This is a genomic window from Paraburkholderia nodosa (assembly GCF_001718195.1).
Lineage (GTDB): Bacteria > Pseudomonadota > Gammaproteobacteria > Burkholderiales > Burkholderiaceae > Paraburkholderia > Paraburkholderia nodosa_A.
The window spans coordinates 236,355-260,358 of the sequence record NZ_MCNV01000010.1 but is presented as its reverse complement, the minus strand read 5'-3'; the positions used below and the strand labels follow the sequence as shown (position 1 = coordinate 260,358).

Annotated in this window: 23 protein-coding genes; 9 read left to right on the top strand and 14 right to left on the bottom strand. The window is 62.8% G+C overall.

The features are described 5' to 3' along the window. Window positions 1-6: 6 nt before the first annotated feature. Window positions 7-1,632 carry an MFS transporter gene (locus BFD71_RS19610; RefSeq protein ID WP_069265999.1) on the bottom strand — a complete coding sequence of 542 codons (1,626 nt, stop codon included), beginning with the start codon at window positions 1,630-1,632 and terminating at the stop codon, window positions 7-9. 503 nt (window positions 1,633-2,135) lie between these two features. Here BFD71_RS19610 and BFD71_RS19605 point away from each other — a divergent pair. After that, on the top strand, window positions 2,136-3,158 hold the full coding sequence (locus BFD71_RS19605) for a LysR family transcriptional regulator (protein WP_083245342.1): 1,023 nt from the start codon (window positions 2,136-2,138) through the stop codon (window positions 3,156-3,158). On the opposite strand, the gene mug is transcribed toward BFD71_RS19605, so the two are convergent. Further along, window positions 3,144-3,710: a G/U mismatch-specific DNA glycosylase gene (mug, locus tag BFD71_RS19600; RefSeq protein WP_069265944.1), complete on the bottom strand. Its 567-nt coding sequence runs from the start codon at window positions 3,708-3,710 to the stop codon at window positions 3,144-3,146. The two genes, BFD71_RS19605 and mug, sit on opposite strands and share 15 nt — an antisense overlap. Beyond that, window positions 3,703-4,668, bottom strand: coding sequence for a GlxA family transcriptional regulator (locus BFD71_RS19595; protein ID WP_069265943.1), 966 nt, complete (start codon window positions 4,666-4,668; stop codon window positions 3,703-3,705). The genes mug and BFD71_RS19595 overlap by 8 nt, the downstream gene beginning before the upstream one ends. A 311-nt stretch (window positions 4,669-4,979) precedes the next feature. Here BFD71_RS19595 and BFD71_RS19590 point away from each other — a divergent pair, with 311 nt between their 5' ends. The 3 genes from BFD71_RS19590 to BFD71_RS19580 are packed head-to-tail and all read left to right on the top strand — an operon-like array spanning window position 4,980 to window position 8,712. Then, the gene (locus BFD71_RS19590) at window positions 4,980-7,802 is read left to right on the top strand and encodes a 2-oxoglutarate dehydrogenase E1 component (protein WP_069265942.1); all 2,823 of its coding nucleotides are present in this window, start codon (window positions 4,980-4,982) and stop codon (window positions 7,800-7,802) included. Window positions 7,803-7,820: 18 nt separating this feature from the next. Continuing rightward, window positions 7,821-8,387: a DJ-1/PfpI family protein gene (locus BFD71_RS19585; RefSeq protein WP_256094808.1), complete on the top strand. Its 567-nt coding sequence runs from the start codon at window positions 7,821-7,823 to the stop codon at window positions 8,385-8,387. Window positions 8,388-8,412: 25 nt separating this feature from the next. Further along, a complete protein-coding gene (locus tag BFD71_RS19580) occupies window positions 8,413-8,712 on the top strand; it encodes an ArsR/SmtB family transcription factor (RefSeq protein ID WP_069265940.1) in 300 nt (99 codons plus the stop codon). A 95-nt stretch (window positions 8,713-8,807) separates the two neighbouring features. Here the strand turns inward: BFD71_RS19580 and BFD71_RS19575 are convergent, their stop codons facing one another. The 5 genes from BFD71_RS19575 to BFD71_RS41475 all read right to left on the bottom strand — a co-directional run bounded on the left by BFD71_RS19575 (window position 8,808) and on the right by BFD71_RS41475 (window position 14,349). Then, window positions 8,808-10,103: an HlyD family efflux transporter periplasmic adaptor subunit gene (locus BFD71_RS19575; protein ID WP_069265939.1), complete on the bottom strand. Its 1,296-nt coding sequence runs from the start codon at window positions 10,101-10,103 to the stop codon at window positions 8,808-8,810. Window positions 10,104-10,137: 34 nt separating this feature from the next. Further along, window positions 10,138-11,661 carry an efflux transporter outer membrane subunit gene (locus tag BFD71_RS19570; protein WP_069265998.1) on the bottom strand — a complete coding sequence of 508 codons (1,524 nt, stop codon included), beginning with the start codon at window positions 11,659-11,661 and terminating at the stop codon, window positions 10,138-10,140. Between the two features lie 56 nt (window positions 11,662-11,717). Continuing rightward, a complete protein-coding gene (locus BFD71_RS19565; protein ID WP_069265997.1) occupies window positions 11,718-12,155 on the bottom strand; it encodes a MarR family winged helix-turn-helix transcriptional regulator in 438 nt (145 codons plus the stop codon). A gap of 105 nt (window positions 12,156-12,260) precedes the next feature. Further along, window positions 12,261-13,823 carry a DHA2 family efflux MFS transporter permease subunit gene (locus BFD71_RS19560; RefSeq protein ID WP_069265938.1) on the bottom strand — a complete coding sequence of 521 codons (1,563 nt, stop codon included), beginning with the start codon at window positions 13,821-13,823 and terminating at the stop codon, window positions 12,261-12,263. An 88-nt stretch (window positions 13,824-13,911) separates the two neighbouring features. Continuing rightward, window positions 13,912-14,349 carry a MarR family winged helix-turn-helix transcriptional regulator gene (locus BFD71_RS41475; RefSeq protein ID WP_069265937.1) on the bottom strand — a complete coding sequence of 146 codons (438 nt, stop codon included), beginning with the start codon at window positions 14,347-14,349 and terminating at the stop codon, window positions 13,912-13,914. 258 nt (window positions 14,350-14,607) lie between these two features. On the opposite strand from BFD71_RS41475, the gene BFD71_RS19550 reads away from it, so the two are divergent. The 3 genes from BFD71_RS19550 to BFD71_RS19540 all read left to right on the top strand — a co-directional run bounded on the left by BFD71_RS19550 (window position 14,608) and on the right by BFD71_RS19540 (window position 16,324). Continuing rightward, window positions 14,608-15,030 (top strand): VOC family protein, encoded by a 423-nt coding sequence (locus BFD71_RS19550; RefSeq protein WP_069265936.1) that lies wholly within the window; start codon window positions 14,608-14,610, stop codon window positions 15,028-15,030. Between the two features lie 259 nt (window positions 15,031-15,289). Further along, window positions 15,290-16,000: an SDR family NAD(P)-dependent oxidoreductase gene (locus BFD71_RS19545; RefSeq protein WP_069265935.1), complete on the top strand. Its 711-nt coding sequence runs from the start codon at window positions 15,290-15,292 to the stop codon at window positions 15,998-16,000. A 90-nt stretch (window positions 16,001-16,090) separates the two neighbouring features. After that, window positions 16,091-16,324 carry a tautomerase family protein gene (locus tag BFD71_RS19540; protein ID WP_069265934.1) on the top strand — a complete coding sequence of 78 codons (234 nt, stop codon included), beginning with the start codon at window positions 16,091-16,093 and terminating at the stop codon, window positions 16,322-16,324. A 219-nt stretch (window positions 16,325-16,543) separates the two neighbouring features. On the opposite strand, the gene BFD71_RS19535 is transcribed toward BFD71_RS19540, so the two are convergent. Continuing rightward, complete coding sequence (locus BFD71_RS19535; RefSeq protein ID WP_069265996.1) at window positions 16,544-17,797, bottom strand: serine hydrolase domain-containing protein; 1,254 nt, start codon at window positions 17,795-17,797, stop codon at window positions 16,544-16,546. Window positions 17,798-18,048: 251 nt separating this feature from the next. On the opposite strand from BFD71_RS19535, the gene BFD71_RS19530 reads away from it, so the two are divergent. Continuing rightward, complete coding sequence (locus tag BFD71_RS19530) at window positions 18,049-19,086, top strand: GGDEF domain-containing protein (RefSeq protein ID WP_256094807.1); 1,038 nt, start codon at window positions 18,049-18,051, stop codon at window positions 19,084-19,086. A 191-nt stretch (window positions 19,087-19,277) separates the two neighbouring features. Beyond that, the gene (locus BFD71_RS19525; protein WP_069265932.1) at window positions 19,278-19,544 is read left to right on the top strand and encodes a DUF4148 domain-containing protein; all 267 of its coding nucleotides are present in this window, start codon (window positions 19,278-19,280) and stop codon (window positions 19,542-19,544) included. A gap of 119 nt (window positions 19,545-19,663) precedes the next feature. Here the strand turns inward: BFD71_RS19525 and BFD71_RS41470 are convergent, their stop codons facing one another. The 5 genes from BFD71_RS41470 to BFD71_RS19505 all read right to left on the bottom strand — a co-directional run bounded on the left by BFD71_RS41470 (window position 19,664) and on the right by BFD71_RS19505 (window position 23,986). Further along, a complete protein-coding gene (locus BFD71_RS41470) occupies window positions 19,664-19,807 on the bottom strand; it encodes a hypothetical protein (RefSeq protein WP_176732912.1) in 144 nt (47 codons plus the stop codon). Between the two features lie 225 nt (window positions 19,808-20,032). Beyond that, window positions 20,033-21,178 (bottom strand): YncE family protein, encoded by a 1,146-nt coding sequence (locus tag BFD71_RS19520; RefSeq protein WP_069265931.1) that lies wholly within the window; start codon window positions 21,176-21,178, stop codon window positions 20,033-20,035. A 627-nt stretch (window positions 21,179-21,805) separates the two neighbouring features. Further along, complete coding sequence (locus BFD71_RS19515) at window positions 21,806-22,198, bottom strand: hypothetical protein (protein WP_069265930.1); 393 nt, start codon at window positions 22,196-22,198, stop codon at window positions 21,806-21,808. A gap of 79 nt (window positions 22,199-22,277) precedes the next feature. Next, on the bottom strand, window positions 22,278-22,949 hold the full coding sequence (locus BFD71_RS19510; RefSeq protein ID WP_069265929.1) for an RraA family protein: 672 nt from the start codon (window positions 22,947-22,949) through the stop codon (window positions 22,278-22,280). Then, window positions 22,946-23,986, bottom strand: a complete 1,041-nt coding sequence (locus BFD71_RS19505; protein WP_069265928.1) for an amidohydrolase family protein — start codon at window positions 23,984-23,986, stop codon at window positions 22,946-22,948. The genes BFD71_RS19510 and BFD71_RS19505 overlap by 4 nt, the downstream gene beginning before the upstream one ends. Window positions 23,987-24,004 lie beyond the last annotated feature (18 nt).

Genomic DNA, 24,004 nt, shown 5'->3' with positions numbered 1-24,004 from the left:
CGGACCTCATTTCGAAGCGGGCGGCGTAGTGCTCCACGGCGGATAAATCCGCACCGGCAGCACTGGAACAAGAAGAAGCAAAACGAGCGCAACACACGCCATCACCCGGTAGAGATCGGCGGAAGTCAGCACGACGGCCTGCTCGTGAATACGGTGCGCGAGTTGCCCCAGCGCGTAAGACGTGTCGAGGCCGGGGCCCGTCACCAGCGCGCGGTTGCCCAGCTGGTCGACGAGCATGCTCGAATGGAAATGTTCGCGCGCGGTGCCTACGCCCTCAATCAGCCCCGTCGCGATGGCGGCGGCGAACGTCTTCACCGTATTGAACATGGCCGAAGCGAACGGGCCCTCCGTTGGCGGCAACCCCGTCGTGACGCCCATGAGGATCGACATGATCACCATGGGCTGCGCGATGATCTGCAGCGCCTGCAGCACGTAGAAGTTGTCGCGAATCCACTCGGACGTCATGAAGCTGCCGAGTGCGCAGGTCGTGAACATCAGCGACAGACCGATTGCGATCACCCAGCGGTGATCGGCGCGCCGCGTATTCAACAGAGCCGCCGTCAGGGGGAGCGTAATCAGCAGCGGAATGGCGAGCAACAGCGAGAGCGGCGCCGTCTGCAGCGGCCGGTACGCATGAACTTTGGCGAGAAACTGCCCGGGTATAGCGGCGACGCCCACTAGCAGGATCACGGTGCCGACCAAGGTCGAGAGGCCGTGCGTGAAATTCCTGCGCTCGAGTAACTGGAGCTTGAAAAAGGGCACGGGCTGAAACCACTCGTTGACGAGGAAGACCGCGAGCAGCAGAGCGCCGCCGCCCAACATCACGCGGATAAAGTCCGATTCGAACCAGTCGAGCCGGTCGCCTTGCAAAAGCCCCGTCACGAGCATGGCAAACGCGGGGAAGCCCGTCACCAAACCTATCCAGTTGAAGGCACGAAAGCGCTCGAGCTTGACCGGATCGGCGGGCAGCCCCTGCTGTATCGCGATACAGCACAGCACGCCGAGCGGAATGATTTGCCAGAACGCCATGCGCCAGCTTGTGAACTCCGTCCACAACGCGGCGAGCGGTGTGCCGAGCGCCGGCCCGAAGGTCGCAGTGAGCGCATAGCCGGCGAGCCCATACAGCTTGAATTTAGGCGGCAGATAACGCAGCGCCACGATGATCAGCATGGGGGGCAGACAGCCGCCCGCGATTCCCTGGAAGATACGCAAGACGTAAAGCGTCGCCAGATTCGGCGCGAACGGGCACAACAATCCGAAGAACATCGTGGCGAGCACGGCGCCGATCGTGAAGCGCTTGAGCGTAAAGGTGATGCCGAACCAGGGGGCGAACACCATCGTCGCGACGTTGGCGGCTTCGAAGAGCGAGGTGAGCCACGTCCCGTCGTCATGCCCGATAAGGAACGCGCCCTGGATATCGGCCATCGCCGCAGCGGTCACCTGTTCGTTGAGGATGGCCAGCAACGAAGCGAACAACATGCCGAGCAGGCCCACCACGATGCGCCCCGTGAACGCCACCTGCGCGGGGGCGGGCTGCGCCGGCGCCGCGGCTTCGCGCACAGCGCGTGGTTCCAGCGCCTGTGGGGCCGTTGCCGCTTCCGTTCCAGTCGTCAAAGGGTTCGCAGTTGTCATGGCGATCAGCAACTTCCCGGGTTTCGTTAGCTGTACTGTTTGATGTGGCTAGTTCACTGTGAGGCTATTCAGCGTCCTGCATCCTCACGCCAGGCGATGACCACACCTCCGGTTTCGCCGCGCATTGTTGCTGTTCACTGACGGCTTTATTGTCAGAGATGAACCCAATTTCTTAAAGTCTCGCCTGGTCTGATTTTGGGCCATCTAGTACGAGAATTTTGCCAGGCTGTCCGGTCGTGATCTGCCCGGCGCGTATGCGCTGCGTCAACGCAAACCTGTCTGATTACGCGCGGGTCATTTCTGCACGCTTTTGGGCCAATTGAGGTCGTACGGCGATACCAGACGGCACACGATGCTTAGAATCGCGGCGTAGGCATTCAGGCCGCGCGTTGATCGCGATAGACACGATTTACGAAGGTTTGAAAACGAACCGGCAACGGTAGACGCCAAACGGTTTTTACTGTTGTTTTCCGTTTGCAAGAGATTCAGATTGGGAAGTCAAGATGGACAGATTGCGTGAGATGGAGGTGTTTGTAGCCATCGTCGAACGCGGCAGCTTCAGCGCCGCATCCGATAAATTCGGCTTATCGCGCGCGGCGGTCTCGCGGGCGGTCAACTCGCTCGAAACGCGCCTGGGCGCCCAGCTGCTCGCGCGTACGACACGCTCGGTCCGGCCCACGGACGCGGGTGTCGCTTACGTTGAAGCCTGCCGCAAGCTGCTGGATGGCATCAGCGATGCTGAGTCGCATATCGCCACGGATCTCGCCAACCCGGTGGGCACGCTCACGATTACAGCCCCGGTGCAACTCGGCCAGCGCTTCATCGCGCCGCTCGTCAACGCCTACACGCTGCGCTATCCCGACGTCAGCGTGAACGCTGTTTACCTCGATCGTCCCACGCGCCTGCTCGAAGAAGGCGTGGATATCGCCATACGGATTGGTCATCTCGAAGACTCGTCGACATTCGCGGTGCGCCTGGGGTCCGTGCGGCGGCAGACCTTTGCGTCCCCCGCTTATCTCGCCGCGCATGGAGAGCCCATGTATCCGCGAGACCTGGTCGGCCACCATTGCGTTTCCTTTACCGGCGTCTCCCAACCGCTCGAGTGGACGTTTTACGAAAATAACGCAAAGATTCCTGTGCGGCTGCAGCCGCGCCTGATCGTGAATCTGGCGCCCGCCGCCATTTCGGCCGCGGAAGACGGCGTGGGTATCACGCAGTTGCTGTCTTATCAGGCCGCAAGCGAAGTCGCGTCCGGAAATCTGGTGCCGATTTTGCGGGCCTACGAGCCCGAATCGACGCCGGTCAGCCTGCTTCATGTCGAACGGCGCGGGACGAGTGGAAAGATCCGCTCCTTCGTGGAGTTCGTCACCGAAACGCTGCGCAACAACACGTATCTTCAATGTGCGAGCGGATTGACGAGCGAAGGCGAATGCGTTCCATGTCAAGGCAATCGCGAACTCGCCACGAGGCATTCCGAAGCGCATGCCCCATATCTACAACCGCTTGTTCATTCACTCGGCAACTGATGACAATTGAGCCGCAATACGCAGTTCGCGGTACGCGCCCACGAGCGCGTCGAGGCTGAATGCGCGATTCAAGCCGCTCGGGTTCGGCAGAACCCACACGCGCGCGCCGCCGAAGCTACCGGATTGCAAACCCCACTGGATATCGCGCTTGCCGGACATTTCGGCAAGCGCCATCTTGCCGAGAAAGGCGATAAATCGCGGTGCGTAGTGTTGAACCTTCAACTCGAATTGCGCCGCGGCAGCCTGTATCTCCGCTCTCGACAACTCGTCCGCGCGCGCCGTTGCGCGCGAGACCGCCGTAGTCAGACCAAAGCCATGCCGCAGCAACTCACAGTCGTTCTCGGGACGAAATTCTTCGGGCGTAAAGCCGGCGCGATGGAGCACTCGCCAGAAACGGTTCCCTCGGCCATCGAAGTGGCGCCCGGTGGCCGCCGCACGCATGCCTGGATTGATTCCGCAAAACAAGATCGACAAACCGGGTTCGATGATATCGGGAAGGAATGGCGCGGCATTGGCGTTTGCCAGCTCCGCCAGGGAATCGTCGCTATGCACTCGCCTCCCCGCGGAATCGCAGGCGATATTGTTTTGGCGTAACGTTCAGGCGCCGCGAAAACGTCGTGCGCATATGGGTGGCGCTATGAAAGCCGCATTTGAATGCGACCGTCTTGAGCGGCGCATCCGTATCTTCCAGAAGCTTTCTCGCCGTGTCGACGCGAACCTGCTCGACGAATACGGAGGGCGTGACCTTGGCATTTTTGGCGAAGATGCGCGACAAGGTGCGCCGGCTCACGGCAGCCGCACTCGCCAGCGCCTCGATCGAAAGCGTATCGGTGATATGTTCGCTCACGTAGCGATACGCCTTGCTGAGTATGGGGTCCTCGTCCTTGCCGGCGCCGATATACGGGCTGTACTGAGACTGACCGCCTTCGCGCTGGATATACACCACCAGCCGCTTCGCCACCCGCACCGCCAGTTCGTGTCCCCAGTCTTCCGCCACCAGCGCGAGGCACAGATCGATGCCCGCGGTCACGCCCGCCGACGTGAACAGCCGCCCGTCGCGCACGAAAATGCGGTCCGGCTGCACGTTGGCGTGCGGGAATTCGTTGGACAGGCGCCCGGCATCCGACCAGTGGGTCGTCACTTCCTTGCCATCGAGAAGCCCCGCATGCGCCAGCACGAATGCGCCGTTGCACACCGAACCGAAACGGCTCGCGCTGCGCGCCTGACCTTGCAGCCAGGCCAGAAACTCATTCGACGGATGCACGTCGGGCAACTGAGGGCCGCCGGCCACGAGCAGCAGGTCCCATTGCGTGTCGCTGTCCGCATAGCCGCGCGAGACCGCCAGTTGCATGCCGTTCGAACAGGTTACGGCGCCCGCCTCGCGCCCGACGAGCGTCACCTCGTAGCGCTGATGCTCGGAAAGGAATGTGTTCGCCTCGGCGAATACATCGAGTGGGCCTGCAACATCCAGCGCCTGCACACCATCGAATACAACAATGGCGACTTTCATGCCGTGACCTTCAGAGGTGGTGTCCCAACCAGGACCGTGGCGCAGCTTAACGCATCGTCGTTAGCGCATGCAGTCTGCCCCCGGAAAAAGTATTTTGCGTCGGTGTAACAAATCGGCCGTGTGGCCCAAAACGTCCACTAGTTGGCAGGCGGCGGCACCACGCGCGTATTTCGCCCGTTGCCCCGCATAACTAGACTGTGTTCACGACTGCGGCTGGGCAAACAACCCGGGCGGACCGGAAGGCGTTGTCGCCATCATTCCACGTGTTGCGCCCGACGTTGGACCGCACACCGACCAAAGGCAGATTGATCATGTTGAAAGAACGTCAGAGCTCTTTCCTCTTCGGGGGCAACGCCCCTTACGTCGAAGAGCAATATGAAACTTACCTGGCCGACCCGGATGCGGTCACCGGTGAATGGCGGGCGTGGTTCGATGCACTGCGCGAAACGCCCGCTATCGACGGCAGCGATCGCGATGACGAACCGCACGCCCCCGTCATTTCCAGCTTTGTCGAGCTGGCGAAGCGGCCGCCGCGCGCGATCGCTCATGCCGACACTACCCTCGCGAATGACGCCGGTCTCGGCCTCGCACGCAAGCAGGTCGCGGTACAGTCGCTGATCGCCGCGTTCCGCATGATCGGCACGCGCACGGCCGATCTCGATCCGCTGATGTGGACGCCGCCACGCGCCTACGCCGAGTTGACCCCGGCTTACTACGGCCTGACGGCCGCGGACATGGCGACGACCTTCAGCACTGCCGACACGTTCCTGTTCGACGACGACGCCACGCTGAAGGAACTCGTCGCGGCGCTGAAGCAAACCTACACGGGAACGCTCGGCGCCGAGTTCATGCATCTGACCGACGCGGAGCAGCGGCGCTGGTGGCAGATGCAACTCGAATCCACGCGAGCGAGACCGTCGCTGCAGGCCCCGGAAAAGCGTCGACTGCTGGAACGACTGAGCGCGGCGGAAGGCCTCGAGAAATACCTGCACGCACGCTACGTCGGACAAACGCGCTTCTCGCTCGAGGGCGCGGAGTCGCTGATTCCGATGCTCGACGAAGTCGTCCGCTACGGCGCTTCGAAAAAGCTGCGCGCGGTGGTGATGGGCATGGCGCACCGCGGACGCCTGAATGTTCTGGTGAATATCGTCGGCAAGCCGTTGCGCGCGCTGTTCGACGAGTTCGATGGCAAGGATCCCGAACGACTTACCGCGGGCGACGTGAAGTATCACAAGGGCTTTACGAGTACGGTCGATACGCCTGACGGGCCGGTCGAAGTGATGCTCGCGTTCAATCCGTCGCATCTGGAAATCGTCAACCCGGTCGTGCAAGGCATGGCGCGCGCCAAGGGCGAGCTCCTCGGTAGCGCCGACGGCGTGGAGGTTCTGCCGGTCGAGATTCACGGCGACGCGGCGATGTCCGGCCAGGGTGTCGTGATGGAAACCTTGAGCCTCTCTTATACGCGCGGCCACGGCACGGGCGGCACGGTTCATATCGTCGTCAACAATCAGATCGGCTTCACGACCTCCGATCCGCGCGACACGCGTTCGTCGTTCTACACCACGGACGTAGCGAAGATGATCGAGGCGCCTATCCTGCACGTGAACGGCGACGACCCCGAAGCCGTCGCGATGGCGGTGCGCCTTGCCCTCGACTTTCGCACCGCGTTCAAGCGCAGCGTGGTCATCGATCTCGTGTGCTTCCGCAAATTCGGGCACCAGGAACAGGACACGCCGGGCATCACCCAGCCGCTAATGTATCGCGCGATCGCAAGTCATCCCGGCGTGAGAACGCGCTACGCACAGAAGCTGGTTCAACAAGGCGTGTTGACAGCCGAAGAAGCAGAGGGCTACGTCGGCAAGCGGCGTGAACTGCTCAAGCGTGCGAATGAAACCGACAGCTCGGAGGCCGTCTCTTCACGGGAGGAAGCGCCCAGCCCGGCCCACCCCGCCCCGTCGACGAAAGCGCTGCGCAGTCTCGCGCAGCAGATTTCGACCGTTCCCGAAGGCCTGGCGCTGCACCCGCTCGTCAAGAAGATGATCACCGGCCGCCAGGAAATGGCCTCGGGGAAACGGCCACTCGACTGGGGCATGGGCGAGCATCTGGCCTTCGCTTCGCTGCTCGCCGATGGGATCAGCGTTCGACTGAGCGGGCAGGATAGCGCGCGCGGGACGTTCAATCATCGTCACGCCGTGCTGCACGATCAAACGCGCATGACCCGGCCGGATGGCGTTTATATTCCGCTCGATCATCTCGCTGATGCGAGTGGCAACGCAGCTGGCCGCTTCAGCGTGACGAACTCCATCCTCTCCGAAGCAGCGGTGCTCGCGTTCGAATACGGTTACACGACGGTGAACCGCGATGCGCTGGTGATCTGGGAAGCGCAATTCGGTGACTTCGCAAACGGCGCGCAGGTGGTAATCGACCAGTTCATCGCAGCGGCCGCCGCCAAGTGGGGGCAACGCAGCGGCCTGACGCTCTTCCTTCCTCACGGGCAGGAAGGCGCGGGCCCCGAGCATGCATCGGCGAGGCTCGAACGCTATCTGCAGTTGAGCGCGCAGGACAACATGCGCGTCGCCCAGCCGACCACGCCCGCGCAGCTGTTCCATTTGCTGCGCAGGCAGGCACTCGCCGCCGATCGTCGCCCGCTTGTCGTCATGACACCCAAGTCGCTGTTGCGGCACCCTGAAGCGGTCAGCACGTTCGAAGCGTTGAGCGAGGGCGATTTCCGCGAAGTTCTGCCAGATACGCAGGTCGAGGCGTCGCGGGCATCCAGCGTCGAGCGCGTCATCGTGGCCACGGGCAAGGTGTACTACGAATTGCTCGAGCATCGCCGGGCGGACGCGACCGACACGCCGATCATCCGCGTCGAACAGCTGTATCCGTTTCCCGCACAACAGTTGGCCGCCGAACTCGCGCGCTATCCCAACCTGAAGAAGGTCGTCTGGTGTCAGGAGGAGTCGCGCAACCAGGGCGCATGGAGTTTCATTGAGCCGCAGTTGCGCGGGCTCCTGCCAACGGGCGCGAAGCTCGCCTACGCCGGTCCTGATGCCGGTGCATCGACCGCGCCGGGCTACCATTCGGCGCACGTCGCGCGGCAATCCGCGCTGGTCGAGCAGGCGTTCACGGGGTAACGGCGCATGCGTGTCGCGATGATGCTTTACGCAGGTTTTCAACTGCTCGAAGCGAGCGGCCCGATGGATGTGTTTCATGCAGCGAATCGCCTGTATGGCAGCGCGTTCTATGAACCACACCTCGTCGGGACCTCGCCTGGGCCGGTACTGTCTTCCAACGGCACGGCGGTGAGCACCACGGAATGCCTGTTCGAAACGCGCGCGCCGTTCGACGTCGTCGTGGTGCCCGGATCTCCCGTGGTGAGTTCGTCGAGTGAGCATCGCGAGCTCGTGACGTGGCTCGGCGACGCCGGCCCCGCCACGCGCAGGCTGGCCTGCATTTCCAATGGCGCGTTCCTGCTGGCGCGCGCCGGCGTTGCCGACCGTCGCTGGCTGACCACGCATTGGCGCGACGCTCGCCGCCTCGCGGCGGAACATCCACGCGTGCACGTCATGTCCAATCCCGGCTGCCTGAAAGATGGCAACCTCTATTCGTCGGGCGGCGCAAGCGCCGGCATTCATCTGGCGCTGTCGATCGTGCGGGAAGACCTTGGGGAAAGCGCGGCGGGAACCATCGCCAGAACGTTGTTGATGCAGCCGCATTGAAGCACGCGAGAGCGCAAGGAACGCCATGATAGACGCGAACCGGATTCACAAGGCCCTCGCCAATCCACTGCGGCGCGACATCCTCGCGTGGCTGAAGGTCCCCGCCGACGCCTTCCCAGAGGGCCACGTCGATCTGGGCCACGGCGTGCCCGCGCACGCCATCCAGGCGCGCAGCGGGCTCTCGCAGTCCACCGTATCCGCGCATCTTGCCGTACTGGTAGAAGCGGGACTGCTCGTTTCGACGCGAATCGGACAATGGATGTTTCTTTCACGTAACGAAGAAGTGATACGGACCTTTGCCGAGCAGATTCGCCTGCATTTGTAGGCCGGGATCAAGACGTTCATGGACTACCTGCGCGAGGCGGTGCCCAAAGCGCTTGCAGCGGATGCGCAAGCGCCTGGCCGGGCAGCCAGCCTTCCTTAGCCCGCGTTGCCCTTGTGATCGCGCGCAGCGACACGTTGCGACGAGGGTTGTGACGCAGTCGCCGGTGCAGCCATTTCGTTTTGCTTGATGATTTTTTCGATCTCGCCGTCGGCTTGCGCGTCGTACTGTGCAAAGACGTCGGTGCGATAGCGCGTGTTTTGCGCCGCGCCGAGCTGCGAGCCCGATTCGTCGCGCGTATCGGCATCCACCGTCATCGAAAGGCCGATGCGCAGCGGACGCGCCGCGAGTTCGCGAGGATCGAGCGCGATGCGCACCGGCAGGCGCTGGACGATCTTGATCCAGTTGCCCGTGGCGTTCTGCGCCGGCAGCGTCGCGAAGGCGCTGCCCGTGCCCGCCGAAAAGCCTTCGATACGACCGTGATACTTCACGCTCGAGCCATAGACATCCGCAATGAGCGTCACCGGCTGGCCAATGCGCATGTGCTTGAGCTGCACTTCCTTGAAGTTCGCGTCCACCCACACGCCGTCGAGCGGCACGATTGCCATGAGCGGCGTGCCGGGCGACACGCGCTCGCCCACCTGCACCTGGCGCTGCGCCACATAACCCGTCACGGGCGCGGGCAAGGTATCGCGCGCATACGCGAGCCAGGCCGCACGCACTTTCGAGGCGGCCGCCTGCACATCCGGATGCTGTTCGACCGATGTACGATCGGTCAGCGCGTGATTCGCCGCCCCTTGCTGGCGTGCGGCGTCGAGCGCGGCCTGGGCGGCCTGCACAGCGTCGCGCGCGTGGGCGATGTCTTCTGCGGACACAGCGCCCGAGTCCGCGACGGCCGTGCGACGGCGCAGATCGTCGTTGGCGCGGGCCAGGTCCGATTCGCGTTGCGCCACATTCGCTGCATAAAAGTCGTTGTTGACATAGAGGCCGCTTACGCGTCGCACGGTTTGGCCGAGCGACGCTTCGGCATCGGCCAGCGCGATTCTTGCGTCGGCCGGATCGAGCGTCACGACCGGGTCGCCCTGCTTCACGATCTGCGTGTCGTCGGTGTCGACGGCCACCACCGTACCCGTGACCTGCGGCGTGAGCTGCACGAGATTGCCGCTCACATAGGCATCGTCGGTCGATTCGTAAAAGCGGCCTTCCGTGAAGTAGTACGCGCCGTACGCCGCGCCCGCAATCAACGTCACGGCGCCGAGCAGCGCGATCAGACGCTTGCGGCGGCCCGGGGGCGTGGCCTGCTGGTCGTCCTTGGCCGGGGTCGCTTGCGCGCCGCCTTTGCTCTCGTCGAGTTGATCCACCGGCTCGCGGTCGGTCGTGATCGTTTCGCTCATTTCAGTTCTCCTGACGGGTATGCAAACATGCCGTTCAACGCGCGGCGGCAATGATGGAATTGGTTTGAGGGTTCGGTTGGGCGGCAAGGTCGGCGTGGTGACCGGCATCGGCCGAAGTGTCGACATAGCCGCCGCCCAAATCCGAAGCCAGCGCAATCTGCTCGTCGCGGCGATCCATCTTCAGGTTGGCGATGGCTTCGTCGGCGTTCAGTGCCGTGACGTCGGCGTTGAGCACCGTGAGCTGATTGGTCAAGCCGCCCTTGTATTGCGTAAGCGCGAGCTGATCGGCGTCGCGTGCCGCCTGCTGCGCGGTTTCGGCATCGACGAGCTGTGCGTCGCTCGAATGGATCTGCGCGAGCTGCGTGGCCACGCCGCTGAGCGCGCCAATGAGCGTCTGGTCGTAAGCGGCCACGGCGTAGTCGAACTCGGCGTAGCGGCCCTTCAACTGCGCACGCAGTTCGCCGCCGTCGAAGATCGGCAGATGGACCGCGGGGCCAACCGACGCCGTGCGGCTCGCGGCGGTCAGGAAGCGGCCGAAGCCGAAGGCGTCCAGACCGAGCGCGGCGCTCAGGTTGATGTCCGGATAGAACTCGGCCTTCGCCTCCTTGACCTCGTGCGTGATCGCGTCCACGCGCCAGCGGGCCGCGACGATGTCCGGGCGCCGGCTCACGAGGTCGGCGGGCAGGTTGTCCGGCAAACGCACCTCGTCGCCCACGCCGAGCGTCGGCCGCGTGATCGCGAGTCCGCGGTCGGGGCCCTTGCCCAGCAGCGCGGCCAGCTGGTAGCGCGTCGTGAGAATGCTGCCGTCGAGCGCGCTCACGCGAGAACGGCTCGTCGCCAGGTTCGCCTGCGCGGTCTTGCGTTCCACCTGCGTGTCGAGACCCGTGGCAATGCGGCCCGCCGTGATGCGGTCGATCTGCTCGCGGCGCGTGACTTCTTCCTGCGCGATGTCGCGCAGCGCGTAGAGCCGCGCCAGCTGGTTGTAGGTGCGTGCGATCGAGGTATCCAGCGTCAGCTTGACCACTTCCTCGTCGGCCTCGCTCGCGGCCGTCTCCGAAACGGCTGCGCGCAGTGCCTCGCGGTTCTTGCCCCACAGATCGAGATCGTAGGATGCGGTAAGCAGCCCCTTGTTTTCGGTCTGCCACGAGCCGGCATACGGCGGCGGAATCAGCGCCGTGCTGCTGTACTGCTGACGCGTGAGCGTGTAGCTGGCGTCCACGCGCGGCAGCGTGCCCGCTTTCGCGGTTTCGCTATAGGCCTGTGCCTGGGCCACCCGTGCCTTGGCCTGCTCGACGCTCGGGCTACCCTGCAGCGCTTCGGCAATCAGCGCCTTGAGCTGCGCGTCGCCGAACTGGTCGACCCAATCGGCGGACGGCCAGTGCCCCTGCTCCTGCGGCAGGCTCTGCGCCGTCTCGAACTGTTGCGGCTGGGGCATCTGCTTGTCGCTGTGGATGCCCGCGTAGTTGGCGCAAGCCGCCAGCGTGGCCATTGCGATCGCCGATACGCCCAGCTTCAGCGTATGGGTACCGATGCTTGCTTTAGAAGTCTGAGATTTCATTTTCTGACATATCAGATTAATGGTCGAAAAAAAGCGCGGCGCCACGGCCGCACCGTTCAGTCGTCTGTGAACTTGCGAAGCAGGCGGTTCAGTTCGGCGAACTCCGCCTTGGTGAATTTGCGCAGGCGTGCGTTCAACACTTGCGGCGCGACTTCCGGAATCTGCGCTGCCGTTTCCAGTCCCTTTGGCGTGAGGTTCAGATTGACCACACGACGGTCGTCTGCGTCGCGCGAACGCTCCAGCAATCCCTTGGTTTCCAGCTTGTCCAGCATCCGCGTCATGAGGCCCGTATCGATGCCGAGCAGCTTCGACAGTTCGAACGGCGTGGTCGCCATACCCTGCTTCAGCGAAAGCAGAATGCCCATTTGCTGGCCCGTGATGTCGAGGTCCTTGAGCGCGGAATCCATCTCAGCGACGATCAGATTGCGCGCCTTGACGATCCTGAAACCGACACTTTCCGTAAGCATGAAATTTCTCGTCGTGTAGTGGTCCATCGCGACATCCTCCGTGTTGAACGGCACAATATCTGCATTATCAGATACTGTCAAGAAAAACACGCGAGACTCGTCGGCCCTCCGGACCGGGTTCAACTGCAGAATTCAGTGTCCGCCAGCGGCTGCCGCGCCCGCGCCACCGCCCTTGACCGGCCTCGTCACCCAGATCAGCGGGATGATGACGACGAAGATCACCGCCGATATCCAGAAGATGTCGTTCAACCCCAGCATGGTGGCTTGCGCGTTGAGCGAGCTTTCGTAGAAGGCCGTGGCCTTGGGAACGCCGCCGCCCAGCGTCGCCTGCAGGTGCGCAATCGCGCCGGTGAACGCGGGATTCTCGACGCTCGTCTGCTCGGCGAGCCGGGCGTGGTGGAGGATCGTGCGGTCGTTCCAGGCGTTGCTCATCAGCGACGTACCCACGGCGCCGGCGAAAATGCGCGCGAAGTTGGACAGACCCGCGGCCGCCGGAATCTCGTCGGGCCGCAGACCCGAGAGGATGATGCCGGTGAGCGGCGTGAAGAACAGCGCCGTGGGAACGCCTTGCTGCAGCGTCGGCAGAATCAGCGTCCACGCATCCACGCCGGTCGTGTAGTTCGAGCGCATGAAGAACACGGCGGCGAAGCCCACGAACGCCAGGGTGGCTAGCACCCGCAAATCGGAGCGCGGCATGACCTTGCCCATCACGGGGGCCAGAATCACCGCGAAAATCCCCAGCGGCGCGGTAACGAGCCCCGCATCCACCGCGCGGTAGCCGAGAAAGCCCTGAATCCACTGCGGCAGGATCACGAGGTTTGCAAAGAAGATCGCATACGCGACCGAAATCGCAATCGTGCCGCCGAGGAAGTTGCGTTTGGCGAACAGCCGCAGGTTGACGATCGGTTTTTCCTCTGTCAATTCCCAGATCAGGAAGAACACGAAGCCGACCGCGGCGACGATCGTGAGCACCCAGATGACCGGCGAGCTGAACCAGTCGAGGTCCTTGCCCTTGTCGAGCATGATCTGCAGCGGCGCGACCCACGCGATAAGCGAGATCAGCCCGACCTTGTCGATGGGCAGTTTGCGTGCCGGCGTCTCGCGGTCGCGATAGATTGCCCATACCACGCCGGCGGCAAAGAGGCCGACCGGTACGTTGATATAGAAGATCCACGACCAGCTGTAGCTGTCGGTAATCCAGCCGCCGAGCGCCGGGCCCGCGATGGGTCCAACGGTTGCGGTCATCGCCCACAGCGCCAGCGCGTTCGAACTCTTTTCCTTGGGGAAGGAAGCGAGCAGCAAGGCTTGCGACAATGGCACAAGTGGCCCCGCCACGGCGCCCTGAACGATACGGGCGACCAGCAGTGTCAGCAGGTTCGGGGCCATGCCGCACGCTGCCGACGAAAGCACGAACAGCAGGATCGCCCAGACGAACAGCTTGACCTGGCCCACGCGCTGCGTCAGCCACCCGGTCAACGGAATGGACACCGCATTGGCCGCGGCGAACAGCGTGATGACCCATGTCCCTTCGTCGATCGACACACCGAGGTTACCGGAGAGCGTGGGAATCGCAACGTTGGCGATCGACGAATCCAGCACGTTCATGAAGGTGGCGAGCGCCACGGCGAAGGTGCCCAGTGCGAACTTCGCGCCAGTCAGCTGGGGCGGCCCGCCTGGGTTGGTCGAAGAATTCATGTTAGGTTCTCTCGTCTGGATGCGAATGTCCCGTCAACCACGGGCCGTTATCTGACATGTCTGATAATTGGGCAAAAAAAATGCCGTCCTAGCCATGAAGCAATCTGAACAGCAGCGTGCTCAACGCGTCGAAGTCGGACTTCGAGAAGTGCGAGAGCCGCTCGCTCCAGGCGCCAGGCGCGACGTCTGTATTTCGCGCCGCGACCACGCTGCCCTCCCGCGTCAACGAAACGTCCACGAGGCGCCGATCCGTGCCGTTGCGCGCGCGCTCCACGAGCCCGCTGGTTTCGAGCTTGTCCAGCACGCGGGTCATCCGGGCGGGGTGGACGCCAAGCAGCTTTGCCAGCGCCGCCGGCGTCTTCGCGCTCCCACCGGCCAGCGTCAGCAGAATGCCGCGCTCCTGCAGGTTCAGCCCGGCGTCCTTCAGCCCTGCCCTGAGTTCGGTGGCCATCAAGTGGTGCGCCTGACCGAGCACAAACGCCAGCTTCTGCGTGCGCTCGAAATCTTCATTGACGGGATCGTTCATCGATTGCCCTCCTGGATATCTGATCCGGACTATATCTGACATTGCAGATGTGTGCAAGAAAGTTTCCGAAGCCGCATGAGACGGGCCGGCGCCTCGCCCAACCGCCCTCTGCGCGACGCGATACACGGTGTAAAAAGTGATGTGACCGGCAAGCGATAATCGACGCCGAACTTCACAGCTATATTGTTTCGGCAGAGTTTTGATCCGTGAAGTGCGGAACGCGAGATCGGCGCACTCTTTATTCAGGAGAATCGAAACATGACTGACAAACCGCTTACGCTGGGCATCGATCACGTCGGACTGACTGTGCGCGACCTGAATCTCACGCGTGACTTCTTCGTGAATTGCCTGGGTTGGAAACAGGTTGGCGAAAGACCCAGTTATCCAGCGGCGTTCGTTTCGGACGGTCACGTCATGTTGACCCTCTGGCAAGTCACCGACCCAAGCCGCCTGGTCGAGTTCGACCGCAAGACCCATGTGGGCCTGCATCATCTTGCCTTGCGCGTAGGCAGCGAAGAAGCGCTCGACGATATCTTTTCGCGCGTGTCCGACTGGCCCGGCGTGAACATCGAATTTGCGCCGGAAAACCTCGGTCCGGGGCCGAAACGCCATACCATGGTGTACGAACCGGGCGGGATCAGGCTCGAATTCGACCACGGTCCGCGCACGCACGCCTCCTGAGCTTCGCAGACAACCGCGTGTGAGGATTGGCGCGGCAAGGTCTTCCCCAATCAATCAGTTATCCAAATCGACGCAAGCGTCATTCGCATGACCTTTTCCGCCGCACGCCGTCGCCCCCTGCCCGCTCTCATTTGTTCCTGCGACTCACAACTGTTTGTCCGCGTCCTGTATTCAAACGGGGAGCGCGGATGCGTAAATTGGTCGTCATCGGAGCAGCAAGCCCGATCAGAAACTGAGTCCAACGTACTTCGAGGTTCATATGAGTCAATCCCCCAAAGTCATCGTGATCACTGGCGCATCGCAAGGCATCGGCGCCGAAGCCGCCAGGGCATTCCGCGCACTCGGCCACAAGGTGGTCGCGACGTCGCGCAACATCAAACAGACTGACGATAGCGATCTCGTCGCAGTGGCCGGCGATATCGCCGACCCGGCCACGGCTCGCCGCGTCATCGAAACGGCCGTCTCGCGTTTTGGCCGCGTCGATACGCTGATCAACAACGCGGGCATTTTCATCGCGAAGCCGTTCACGCAATACACCGCGGAAGACTACGCGGCGATCAAGGGCACCAACCTCGACGGTTTCTTCCATATCACGCAGCTCGCCATTGCAGAGATGGAAAAGCACGAGAGCGGCCACGTCCTCACGATCACGACGACGCTCGTCGATCACGCAATCGACGGCGTCCCGTCGGTGCTGGCCTCGCTGAGCAAGGGCGGTCTTGCTGCCGCAACGCGCTCGCTGGCGATCGAGTACGCGAAGCGCGGCATTCGCGCCAATGCGGTTTCGCCTGGCATCATCAAGTCGCCGATGCACGCGCCTGAAACCCACGCTGCGCTCGGCGCGCTGCATCCGATGGGGCATATGGGCGAGATGAGCGACATCGTGAACGCCATCCTCTATCTCGACTCGGCGCCCTTCGTGACGGGCGAAATCCTCCACGTTGACGGCGGCCAGGTCGCCGGCCACTAAAGAGCACTGCGCTCCACAGGGCCCCACCGGGCCGAAGAGGAGCGCCGGTCGCCGGCGCTCCTTCCAACGATCACCATTAAGGAAAGCGAAATGCCGATCGTCACAATTCAGGTTACGCGCGAGGGCACACGGCCCGGCACGGATTCCGTCACGGCGGAAGAAAAGGCGCTGCTCATCAAGGGCGCGAGCCAGCTCATGCTCGACGTGCTGAACAAGCCACTGGAGGCGACTTTCGTCGTCATCGAAGAGGTACCAACGGAAAACTGGGGATGGGGCGGCCTGCCGACCGACGTCTATCGACGACAGAAGGGACTCATCAAGTAAACGCGCGCGGCCCGCTCGATAGCGGGCTTTCGCGCGCCAATGCACCGCTTGCATCGCGGCAGATGCTACGCACTCTGAATCGCGAGAGAATCCGTTGATATCAGGAACCTATCTTCCAATTAACGGGAAGGTATTGCGGAACGTAAAAGAGGCCGCCAGCAGTCCCGCCAGCAAGCCTCTTACAATGTCATTGCCACGCGCGAACGCCAGGCGCGCCGCTCAGCGTTCGCACTCCGTAATCGCGCTGTAAACGAGCGTGCGCAACTGCCGGCGAATCGGGTACGCAGTCGAAGGCAGGAGTTGGGTGAGAAACAGCACGATCATGTCCTCGCGCGGATCGGCCCAGAAGAAGGTGCTGGCCGCGCCGCCCCAGAAGAAGTCGCCCGCGCTGCCCGGAATCAGCGTGGATGCGGGCGCAATCGTCGTGGCGAAGCCGAGCCCGAAGCCAACGCCTTCATAAGCCGCTTCGGTGAACATCGAGCGCGAGAGGCGCGGCAGGTCGACACCGCCCGGCAGATGGTTGGCGGTCATCAGCTCGATGGTCTTCGGCCCCAGGAGCCGCACGCCGTCCAGCTCGCCGCCCTGCAGCAGCATGCGCGCAAACCGCATGTAATCCGCCGCCGTGGAAACGAGGCCGCCACCGCCCGAAACGAACGAGGGCGGCTCGCGATATGGGCTCGTGTGAGGATCGTCCTGCAGCTCCGGACCCTTTTCGGAAACGACCTTCGAGCCGAGCGCGCCGATGGCATAGCAGGCGCAGAAGCGCGACACCTTCTCCGGCGGCACATAAAAGGCCGTGTCGACCATGCCGAGCGGATCGAAGATCCGCGTTTTCAGAAAGTCCTCGAAGGCCATGCCGCTGACCTTGCCGACGAGATAGCCGAGCACGTCCGTGGAAACCGAATAATTCCACGCGTCGCCCGGAGAGAATTCCAGCGGCAGCGTGGCCAGTTTCTCGATCATTTCGTCGAGCGTGCCCGCGGTCGCAAGCTCGCCCACTTTCAGCTTGCGATAGGCCGCATCGACATTGGTGTTCTGCTGAAAGCCGTAGGTCAGCCCCGAGGTATGCCGCAACAGGTCGACCACGCGCATCGGGCGCGCGCTCGCGCGGGTCTGGAAGCTCTCCATGAAACCGCCCGCGTACACGGCAAGTTTTTCCCACGACGGGATGTACTTGCTGACGGGGTCGTCGAGCGCAATCCTGCACTCCTCGACCAGCATCATGATCGCCACCGACGTAACGGGTTTGGTCATCGAGTAGATGCGGAAGATGGAGTCCTCGGCCATCGGCGTGCGCCGTTCGCGGTCGGCGAGACCCAGCACCGAGTTCAGCGCGAGTTCGCCGCGCCGCCATACCTGCGTGACGGTGCCCGCGAGCGTACCGGTCGCGACGTAGTTCTCTTCGAGAAAACGTTCGATCCGCGCGAGCCGCTCACACGACATGCCCTGCTTTTCCAGACCTTCCCTACCCATGACGCCTCCTTGAATGCATTGACCGAGCGTATTCGGAACCGATGGATTGCACGCGATGCGCGTCACAGTATCGGTCATTCGGCGCGAAGTCGCATTGCCACACGCGCCGCCATCCTGCGAGCTGAAATTTCGTTTTTTTAGCGCCTCGACTCGCAGTATGTGTGGGGTACACTACCGGGCGACAAAATACAGAATTACAGCGGGGGGCTGCGATGGGCGAGACGGAAACATATTCCTGGCCCGGGAAAGCGTTGTTTCGTGCATTTCCGAAGGACCCAGAGAAGGAGCAGGCCGTACTGCGCATCACGCTCGGTTCTGTCGTCCTTCTTGCCTACCTCGTTGCCTGCTCGATCTATCGCTCGACCCACGTCTACGCAACGCTTCTGGCGGTCACCGCTTATGTGGCGTTCGGCGTCATATCGTATGTGGCAGTCACCGTCGCGCCAGCGCGCTCGCTCGTACGCCTCACGCTCGCCACGTTCGCCGATCAGGCCATCGTCACCGGCGCGCTGGCCGTAGGCGGAACGGCCGCGCTGCCGCTCTTGTGGGTGGCCTTCTGGTTTCTGGTCGGCGCGGGCTGCCGCTATGGCCAGCGCATGCTGGGCCTTTCCTGCTTCGTGGCGCTCGTCGGCATCATGGGCCTGATGCATTGGCAACCGTGGTGGGGCGCCAATATCACGGCCGCGCTCGGCATTGCGCTCAGCATCGTTGCGACGTCCATCTATCTGGCGGTACTCGTCCACCGGCTGGAACGCCAGGCCTCGACCGATCCGCTCACCGGACTCTACAACCGCGTGCGTCTCGAGCAGGCCATTGGGCGCACGCTCTTTACGCGCACCGCCGAAGTCGATCGCACGGCCATGCTGCTCGTCGATCTCGACGGCTTCAAGGAAGTGAACGACTCCTTCGGGCACGCGGTAGGCGACGAACTGCTGCGCAGCTTCGCCGCGGCACTGGTGCGCCGCATGCGGCGCGGCGACACGCTCGCACGATTGGGCGGCGACGAGTTCGTGGTGCTGGCGCGTCACGTCTACGACAAGAACGACGCGCTGACCGTCGCCAACAGCATCCACGCGATTCTCGCCAACATGCGCACCGTGGGCGGCTATCCGGTGACCGTGTCGTGCAGCATCGGTGTGTGCCTGCTCACGGAAGGCAGCGGCAGCCGCTCGCTCGATGCGCGAACCTTGATGCGCGCCGTGGACAGCGCCATGTATCGGGCCAAGTCGCGCGGCATGGGCAAGACCGAGTTCGTCGATACGGTCGGTGTCGCGCCCGGCATAGTCTGACCCCATTCGCTCCCGCCGCGTTCGGGGAATTGCTGGCTCGTGCCACCGTCGTGCCCGGATTGTTCTCCTGGCGGAAACAGTGAATTCGGCTATTAGGTATTTACCCTAGTGCCCGGCCCTCCTACACTGACTTCACCGCTGCTTACAACCCTGTAGGCAGTTCAAGAAGAAAGTAAATCTGGAGGTTAGTCATGAAATCGCTCGTCCAAGCCGTCGTTATCGCTGCCGCCCTCGCCGCTCCCGTTGCCGTGTTCGCCCAGTCGAACCAGCCCGTGACGCGCGCGCAAGTCCGTGCAGACATGGTCCAGGTCGAAAAGGCCGGCTTCAATCCGGCACGTTCGAACCCCAATGAATATCCGGCGAACGTTCAAGCCGCCGAAGCTCGCGTCGCTGCGCAAAACAGCGCAGTGGGCGGCGTGAACAACGGTTCGTCGCAAGCCGGTCAGGCAGCGCAGTAAGTTGCCAGGCTGAATAGCCGCGCTTTTGTAGTCGTTGCCTTCTGGCCCGCCATCGCAGTGTGTTGCGATGGCGGGCCAGTTGTATTTCTGGCGTTTGCAACGCTTCGCGTTGCGCGTTGTTAAGCCCGAATGCGCAACACGACCTCTCCGCCGCCCGACGGCAACTGCACCTGCACGCCCGGCTCAGCCGCTTGCGCCTTCAGCTCGCCGGCATCGCGCAGTTCGGGCCATTGCCGCAGGGTGAGCGGCAACGATTCGTTCACGCCGTCAGGCGCGCGACACGGCCGAAACGGACAGCTTCACTACATTGGCGAGTTCCCGAACACCCATGCGCCGGTTCAATGATGTTGGAACAGGTCCGGGAGCCCGCACCGTGCGAAACGTCATCACCGTAAGGGAGCGCTGGGCCGAAGTGGCGGAAGAAACAAAAAAGCCAGCGGACGATTTTCACGTCCGCCGGCTGTGTGCCAAGGCCTGAAACTTTGCGGCTACTGCGTCGAGAACACCGATATCCCGCCATTCGGGAATGCCGTCGACCCGGGCTGGTACGGCACGAAGACCTCACCAAGGCTGCTGTCGATGCCCACCGAGTGCGCGCCTGTCCCCACCGCCACGGTATAAATGAGCTTGCGCGTCGCGCCGTCGATCACACCCATGGTCGGCGTATAGCCCGAAGACGCCGCGGTCCCGCTCGTGACGTAGTGGCGCGCAGGCAGGAAGTAGCGATTCGACGCGGGATCATAAGCCACCTGGTCCACGCCGCCGAACGGCACCGACGCGAGTTGCGTACCCGCATTGCGATCGAGGATCAGCGTAATGAGCGGATCGCCCGCAGAAGGATCGCAACCAATCAGCACGTCGCTGTTGGGACCGAGCGCAATGCCGGAGGGGCCGCATTTGCCGAGCGCAAACGCCTTGCTCACCGCAGGCGCGCCCGACGTGACCGAACTGGCGGTGATCACGTCGAGTTCGCCGTCGGGGTTGGCGGCGGTTCCGTCGTTGTTGATGAGAAAGTTCTTCGAGACCGGATCGTACACGCAGGCTTCCAGGCCTGAAGAGCCGTTGAATACCAGTTTGTTGACGACAGCTTGCGTCGTGGTCGAAATGAAGGTCACGTAGGGCGGCGTGTCGCCGGGGCTCGCAAAGATGACGAGATGGTCGTCGGGATCGTAGCAGCCTTCATCGACGCGCGAGCCCGACGTGCTGATGGGGATCGTCTTGACCGTTTGCATCGCGGACGTGTCGACGATCTTCACGCTATCGACGTCCCCTACGTACAGCGTATTCGTTCCTGTCACGCCCACGATGCCGTCAGGCCCGGACGCATCGGTGCTCGCGCCCGCACCGGTGAAGTTGCCCGGAATCTGCGCGAGCAGCGCTTTCGTTTTGGTATCGACGACATCGACGGACTTGTTGTTGCGATCGGCCAGATAGTACCGGCCCGCTTCGACATAGCCGATATCGAAGCTGAACGCCGGGCTCGTCGTATTGGGCACGACAATGTTCGAGAGCAGTTTGGGCGCAGACGGTGTGGCCGCGGCCGACGCCGGGTTGGAACTCGAGGAGTCCGAGCCTCCGCAACCGGCAACGGCCACCGTCGCCGCGAGTAGAAAGGCCAATAAGGGTTTATTCATCAGTCGGCTCCTTTGAGCAACAGAACAAGTGGATCAACACGCGAATGCCTCTCGGAATCTGCGGGAGCGCCTCGATGAATCCTCATCGCGCCGCGGCTCACGTCATCCATTTTCTTGAAGCGGCGCAATGGCGGGCTTCGATATGGACGTAAGGATGCGCAAGGAGCGGTAATAATGCACAGCAAAAGAAATTGATCGTTTCTATTTAAAAGCGCCTATGAATGTATGGCTGTAGAAACTTATCGAGGACTAGAAGCATCGCGCTCAGTAAGTTTCGGTTCACATCTTTTTTTCTGGAATGAAACTCAGAATTGATCAGATCGGCAAAAGAATCCAGACGTGCTGTGCCGCGCCATTTCCTGCACTGCAATGCCGCGAGGGCCTTGAAGAGCGAGCTTTAGCTTGTCTTGGGAGGTTTTGATGCGGGGGCACATCGATATGCGGCGTTTGGCGCGGCGTCGATTGAGCCGCGCGCAAACGGGACACGCATGTAAGGTTCGGTTGTGAAGTCGAAAGCGACATTGGCGGTCATTCGAAGATCAAGCCGCCAGAAATGAATTAGAGGCCAGGGAAAAGCCTGACCTCCGTTTGATTCACCACGAATATAAGCGCGCGGGAATCAGAAGTTCAAAGCGGCACATCCTCGATCAAACGCGCTTTCAACGCACGGATACGCTGATCGACGAAATAGCCGCCACCTTCCGTATAACGAAGGTAAAGCCGTCCGCACAGCGTGCATTTCCACACGCCGCAACGGTTATACGGAAAGTACCGGGGCGCGATCGGCGCATTCTCCGACCAGTAGCCCGTCTCTCCAGGCAGATGTTCGGCGAAGGTCGGTTCGGCCTCGTCCGCACTAACGAGCGTGCCGATCTGTTCCAGTTGCCGCTCGTCGAGCGAGAGCGGCTGCGATTGCCAGCCATCCAGCGGCGTTTTCGTGCAGGTACACGGCGGCGGGTCGGTTTGCTCCGCGCGTTCGGCGAGTTCGCGCAGCGCGGCAGCGTCAAGATATCGGGTCATGGAACAAGAGGGGTCTGCGATTGAGCGAGGGAGCACAAGCTCCAGCGCGCATCTTAACGCCTGGAGCCGCCTGGGCTCATCAGGCGCCGCTTCTCATGCGCTCGATGTGGGGCATCACCCATGCGCGGTCGAAGCGCCCTTCGGAGATCGCCTGCAATGCGGCGGCCTCCTTTTCGGCCTGCCGGCGCGCGCCCGCAATGACGGCCTCCACATCTGCGGGCGCGATGGCGAGCAAGCCGTCCTCGTCCCCCACGATGATGTCGCCGGGATTGACGACCATCCTGCCGATGGTCACCGGCACGTTGATTTCGCCCGGTCCGTTCTTGTAGGGCCCGCGGTGTGTCACGCCGCGCGCATACACCGGAAAGTCGCGCTGACGAATCGCGCCGACGTCGCGGATCGCGCCGTCGATCACGAGCCCCTGCACACCGAGGCTTTCCGCGTAGCTCGACATGATGTCGCCCATCAGGGCCTGGGTCACCTCGCCCGCCCCATCGATCACGAGCACGTCGCCCGGCCGGCAGAAGTCGAACGCGCGATGGATGGCGAGATTGTCGCCGGGACGCGTGCGCACCGTCACCGCCGTGCCCGCCATCGGCCTCGGCTTGTGGAACGGCTGCAGGCCGAGAATGCCGCTCGAGCGCGCCATGTTGTCGCTCAGGAGCGACACCTGCAGTTCGCGCAACGCGGCGAGCGTCGCTGCGCTGGCCTGCGGGGCAGACTCGTGTTCGCGCCAGCCAATCTGGTTCATTTTGTGATCCCTTCCAGTGCGGTTTGTCGTTCGATCTGCGCGGAAAGCCGGCTGTACACCGCGCGCGCGTTGCCTTCGTAAATGCGTTGCCGGTCGGCGTCGCTGAGCCATTCGATCGCGTCGATATAGCGGCGCGTGTCGTCGTAGTAGTGGCCGGTTTCCGGGTCGATGCCCTGCACCGCGCCGATCGTCTCCGAGGCGAACAAAATGTTCTCAACCGGTATCACCTTGGCGAGCAGATCGGAGCCCGGCTGGTGATAAACGCAGGTATCGAAGAACACGTTCTTGAGCAGGTAGTCCTTCAGGAGCGGGCGCTTCATGTCCTGCGCCAGGCCGCGATAGCGTCCCCAGTGATACGGAACCGCACCGCCGCCGTGTGGAATGATGAAGCGCAAGGCCGGGAAGTCGGCAAACAGATCGCCCTGCAGCAACTGCATGAACACCGAGGTGTCGCCGTTGATGTAATGTGCGCCCGTCGCATGAAAGTTGGGATTGCACGACGACGAAACGTGGATCATCGCGGGCACGTCGAGCTCCACCATGGCCTCGTAAAGCGGATACCACGAGCGATCCGTGACCGGCGGCCCCGACCAGTGCCCGCCCGAGGGGTCCGGGTTGAGGTTGCAGCCGACGAACCCCAGTTCCTCCACGCAGCGGCGCAGCTCGGGAATGCAGTTTTCCGGCGTCACGCCCGGCGCTTGAGGCAACTGGCAAACACCCACGAAATGCTGCGGGAAAAGCGCGCACACGCGATGCACGAGATCGTTGCATTCGCTGGACCAAAGCGCATTTGCCTCTGCGCCCGCCTGATGGTGGCCCATGCCCGCAGCGCGCGGGGAAAAGATCGTCAGGTCCGTGCCGCGCTCGCGCTGAATGCGGCGCTGGCCGTTTTCGATGCTTTCGCGAATCTCGTCGTCGCTGATCGACGGGCGCGGCGGCATCGGCGTGCCGTCCTTGAGCGCGGCGATCTGTTTGGCGCGCCAGGCTTCGTGCTGGGGCGGCGAGGTCGTGTAGTGACCGTGGCAATCAATGATCATGTAGCAATTCCATCAGGT

What these genes read in the sequence shown, in the direction of transcription:
- BFD71_RS19610 (WP_069265999.1), bottom strand. Translation starts at nt 1,632, where the DNA reads ATGACAACTGCGAACCCTTTGACGACTGGAACGGAAGCGGCAACGGCC.
- BFD71_RS19605 (WP_083245342.1), top strand. Translation starts at nt 2,136, where the DNA reads ATGGACAGATTGCGTGAGATGGAGGTGTTTGTAGCCATCGTCGAACGC.
- BFD71_RS19595 (WP_069265943.1), bottom strand. Translation starts at nt 4,668, where the DNA reads ATGAAAGTCGCCATTGTTGTATTCGATGGTGTGCAGGCGCTGGATGTT.
- BFD71_RS19590 (WP_069265942.1), top strand. Translation starts at nt 4,980, where the DNA reads ATGTTGAAAGAACGTCAGAGCTCTTTCCTCTTCGGGGGCAACGCCCCT.
- BFD71_RS19585 (WP_256094808.1), top strand. Translation starts at nt 7,821, where the DNA reads ATGATGCTTTACGCAGGTTTTCAACTGCTCGAAGCGAGCGGCCCGATG.
- BFD71_RS19580 (WP_069265940.1), top strand. Translation starts at nt 8,413, where the DNA reads ATGATAGACGCGAACCGGATTCACAAGGCCCTCGCCAATCCACTGCGG.
- BFD71_RS19575 (WP_069265939.1), bottom strand. Translation starts at nt 10,103, where the DNA reads ATGAGCGAAACGATCACGACCGACCGCGAGCCGGTGGATCAACTCGAC.
- BFD71_RS19570 (WP_069265998.1), bottom strand. Translation starts at nt 11,661, where the DNA reads ATGAAATCTCAGACTTCTAAAGCAAGCATCGGTACCCATACGCTGAAG.
- BFD71_RS19565 (WP_069265997.1), bottom strand. Translation starts at nt 12,155, where the DNA reads ATGGACCACTACACGACGAGAAATTTCATGCTTACGGAAAGTGTCGGT.
- BFD71_RS19560 (WP_069265938.1), bottom strand. Translation starts at nt 13,823, where the DNA reads ATGAATTCTTCGACCAACCCAGGCGGGCCGCCCCAGCTGACTGGCGCG.
- BFD71_RS41475 (WP_069265937.1), bottom strand. Translation starts at nt 14,349, where the DNA reads ATGAACGATCCCGTCAATGAAGATTTCGAGCGCACGCAGAAGCTGGCG.
- BFD71_RS19550 (WP_069265936.1), top strand. Translation starts at nt 14,608, where the DNA reads ATGACTGACAAACCGCTTACGCTGGGCATCGATCACGTCGGACTGACT.
- BFD71_RS19545 (WP_069265935.1), top strand. Translation starts at nt 15,290, where the DNA reads ATGAGTCAATCCCCCAAAGTCATCGTGATCACTGGCGCATCGCAAGGC.
- BFD71_RS19540 (WP_069265934.1), top strand. Translation starts at nt 16,091, where the DNA reads ATGCCGATCGTCACAATTCAGGTTACGCGCGAGGGCACACGGCCCGGC.
- BFD71_RS19535 (WP_069265996.1), bottom strand. Translation starts at nt 17,797, where the DNA reads ATGGGTAGGGAAGGTCTGGAAAAGCAGGGCATGTCGTGTGAGCGGCTC.
- BFD71_RS19525 (WP_069265932.1), top strand. Translation starts at nt 19,278, where the DNA reads ATGAAATCGCTCGTCCAAGCCGTCGTTATCGCTGCCGCCCTCGCCGCT.
- BFD71_RS19520 (WP_069265931.1), bottom strand. Translation starts at nt 21,178, where the DNA reads ATGAATAAACCCTTATTGGCCTTTCTACTCGCGGCGACGGTGGCCGTT.
- BFD71_RS19515 (WP_069265930.1), bottom strand. Translation starts at nt 22,198, where the DNA reads ATGACCCGATATCTTGACGCTGCCGCGCTGCGCGAACTCGCCGAACGC.
- BFD71_RS19510 (WP_069265929.1), bottom strand. Translation starts at nt 22,949, where the DNA reads ATGAACCAGATTGGCTGGCGCGAACACGAGTCTGCCCCGCAGGCCAGC.
- BFD71_RS19505 (WP_069265928.1), bottom strand. Translation starts at nt 23,986, where the DNA reads ATGATCATTGATTGCCACGGTCACTACACGACCTCGCCGCCCCAGCAC.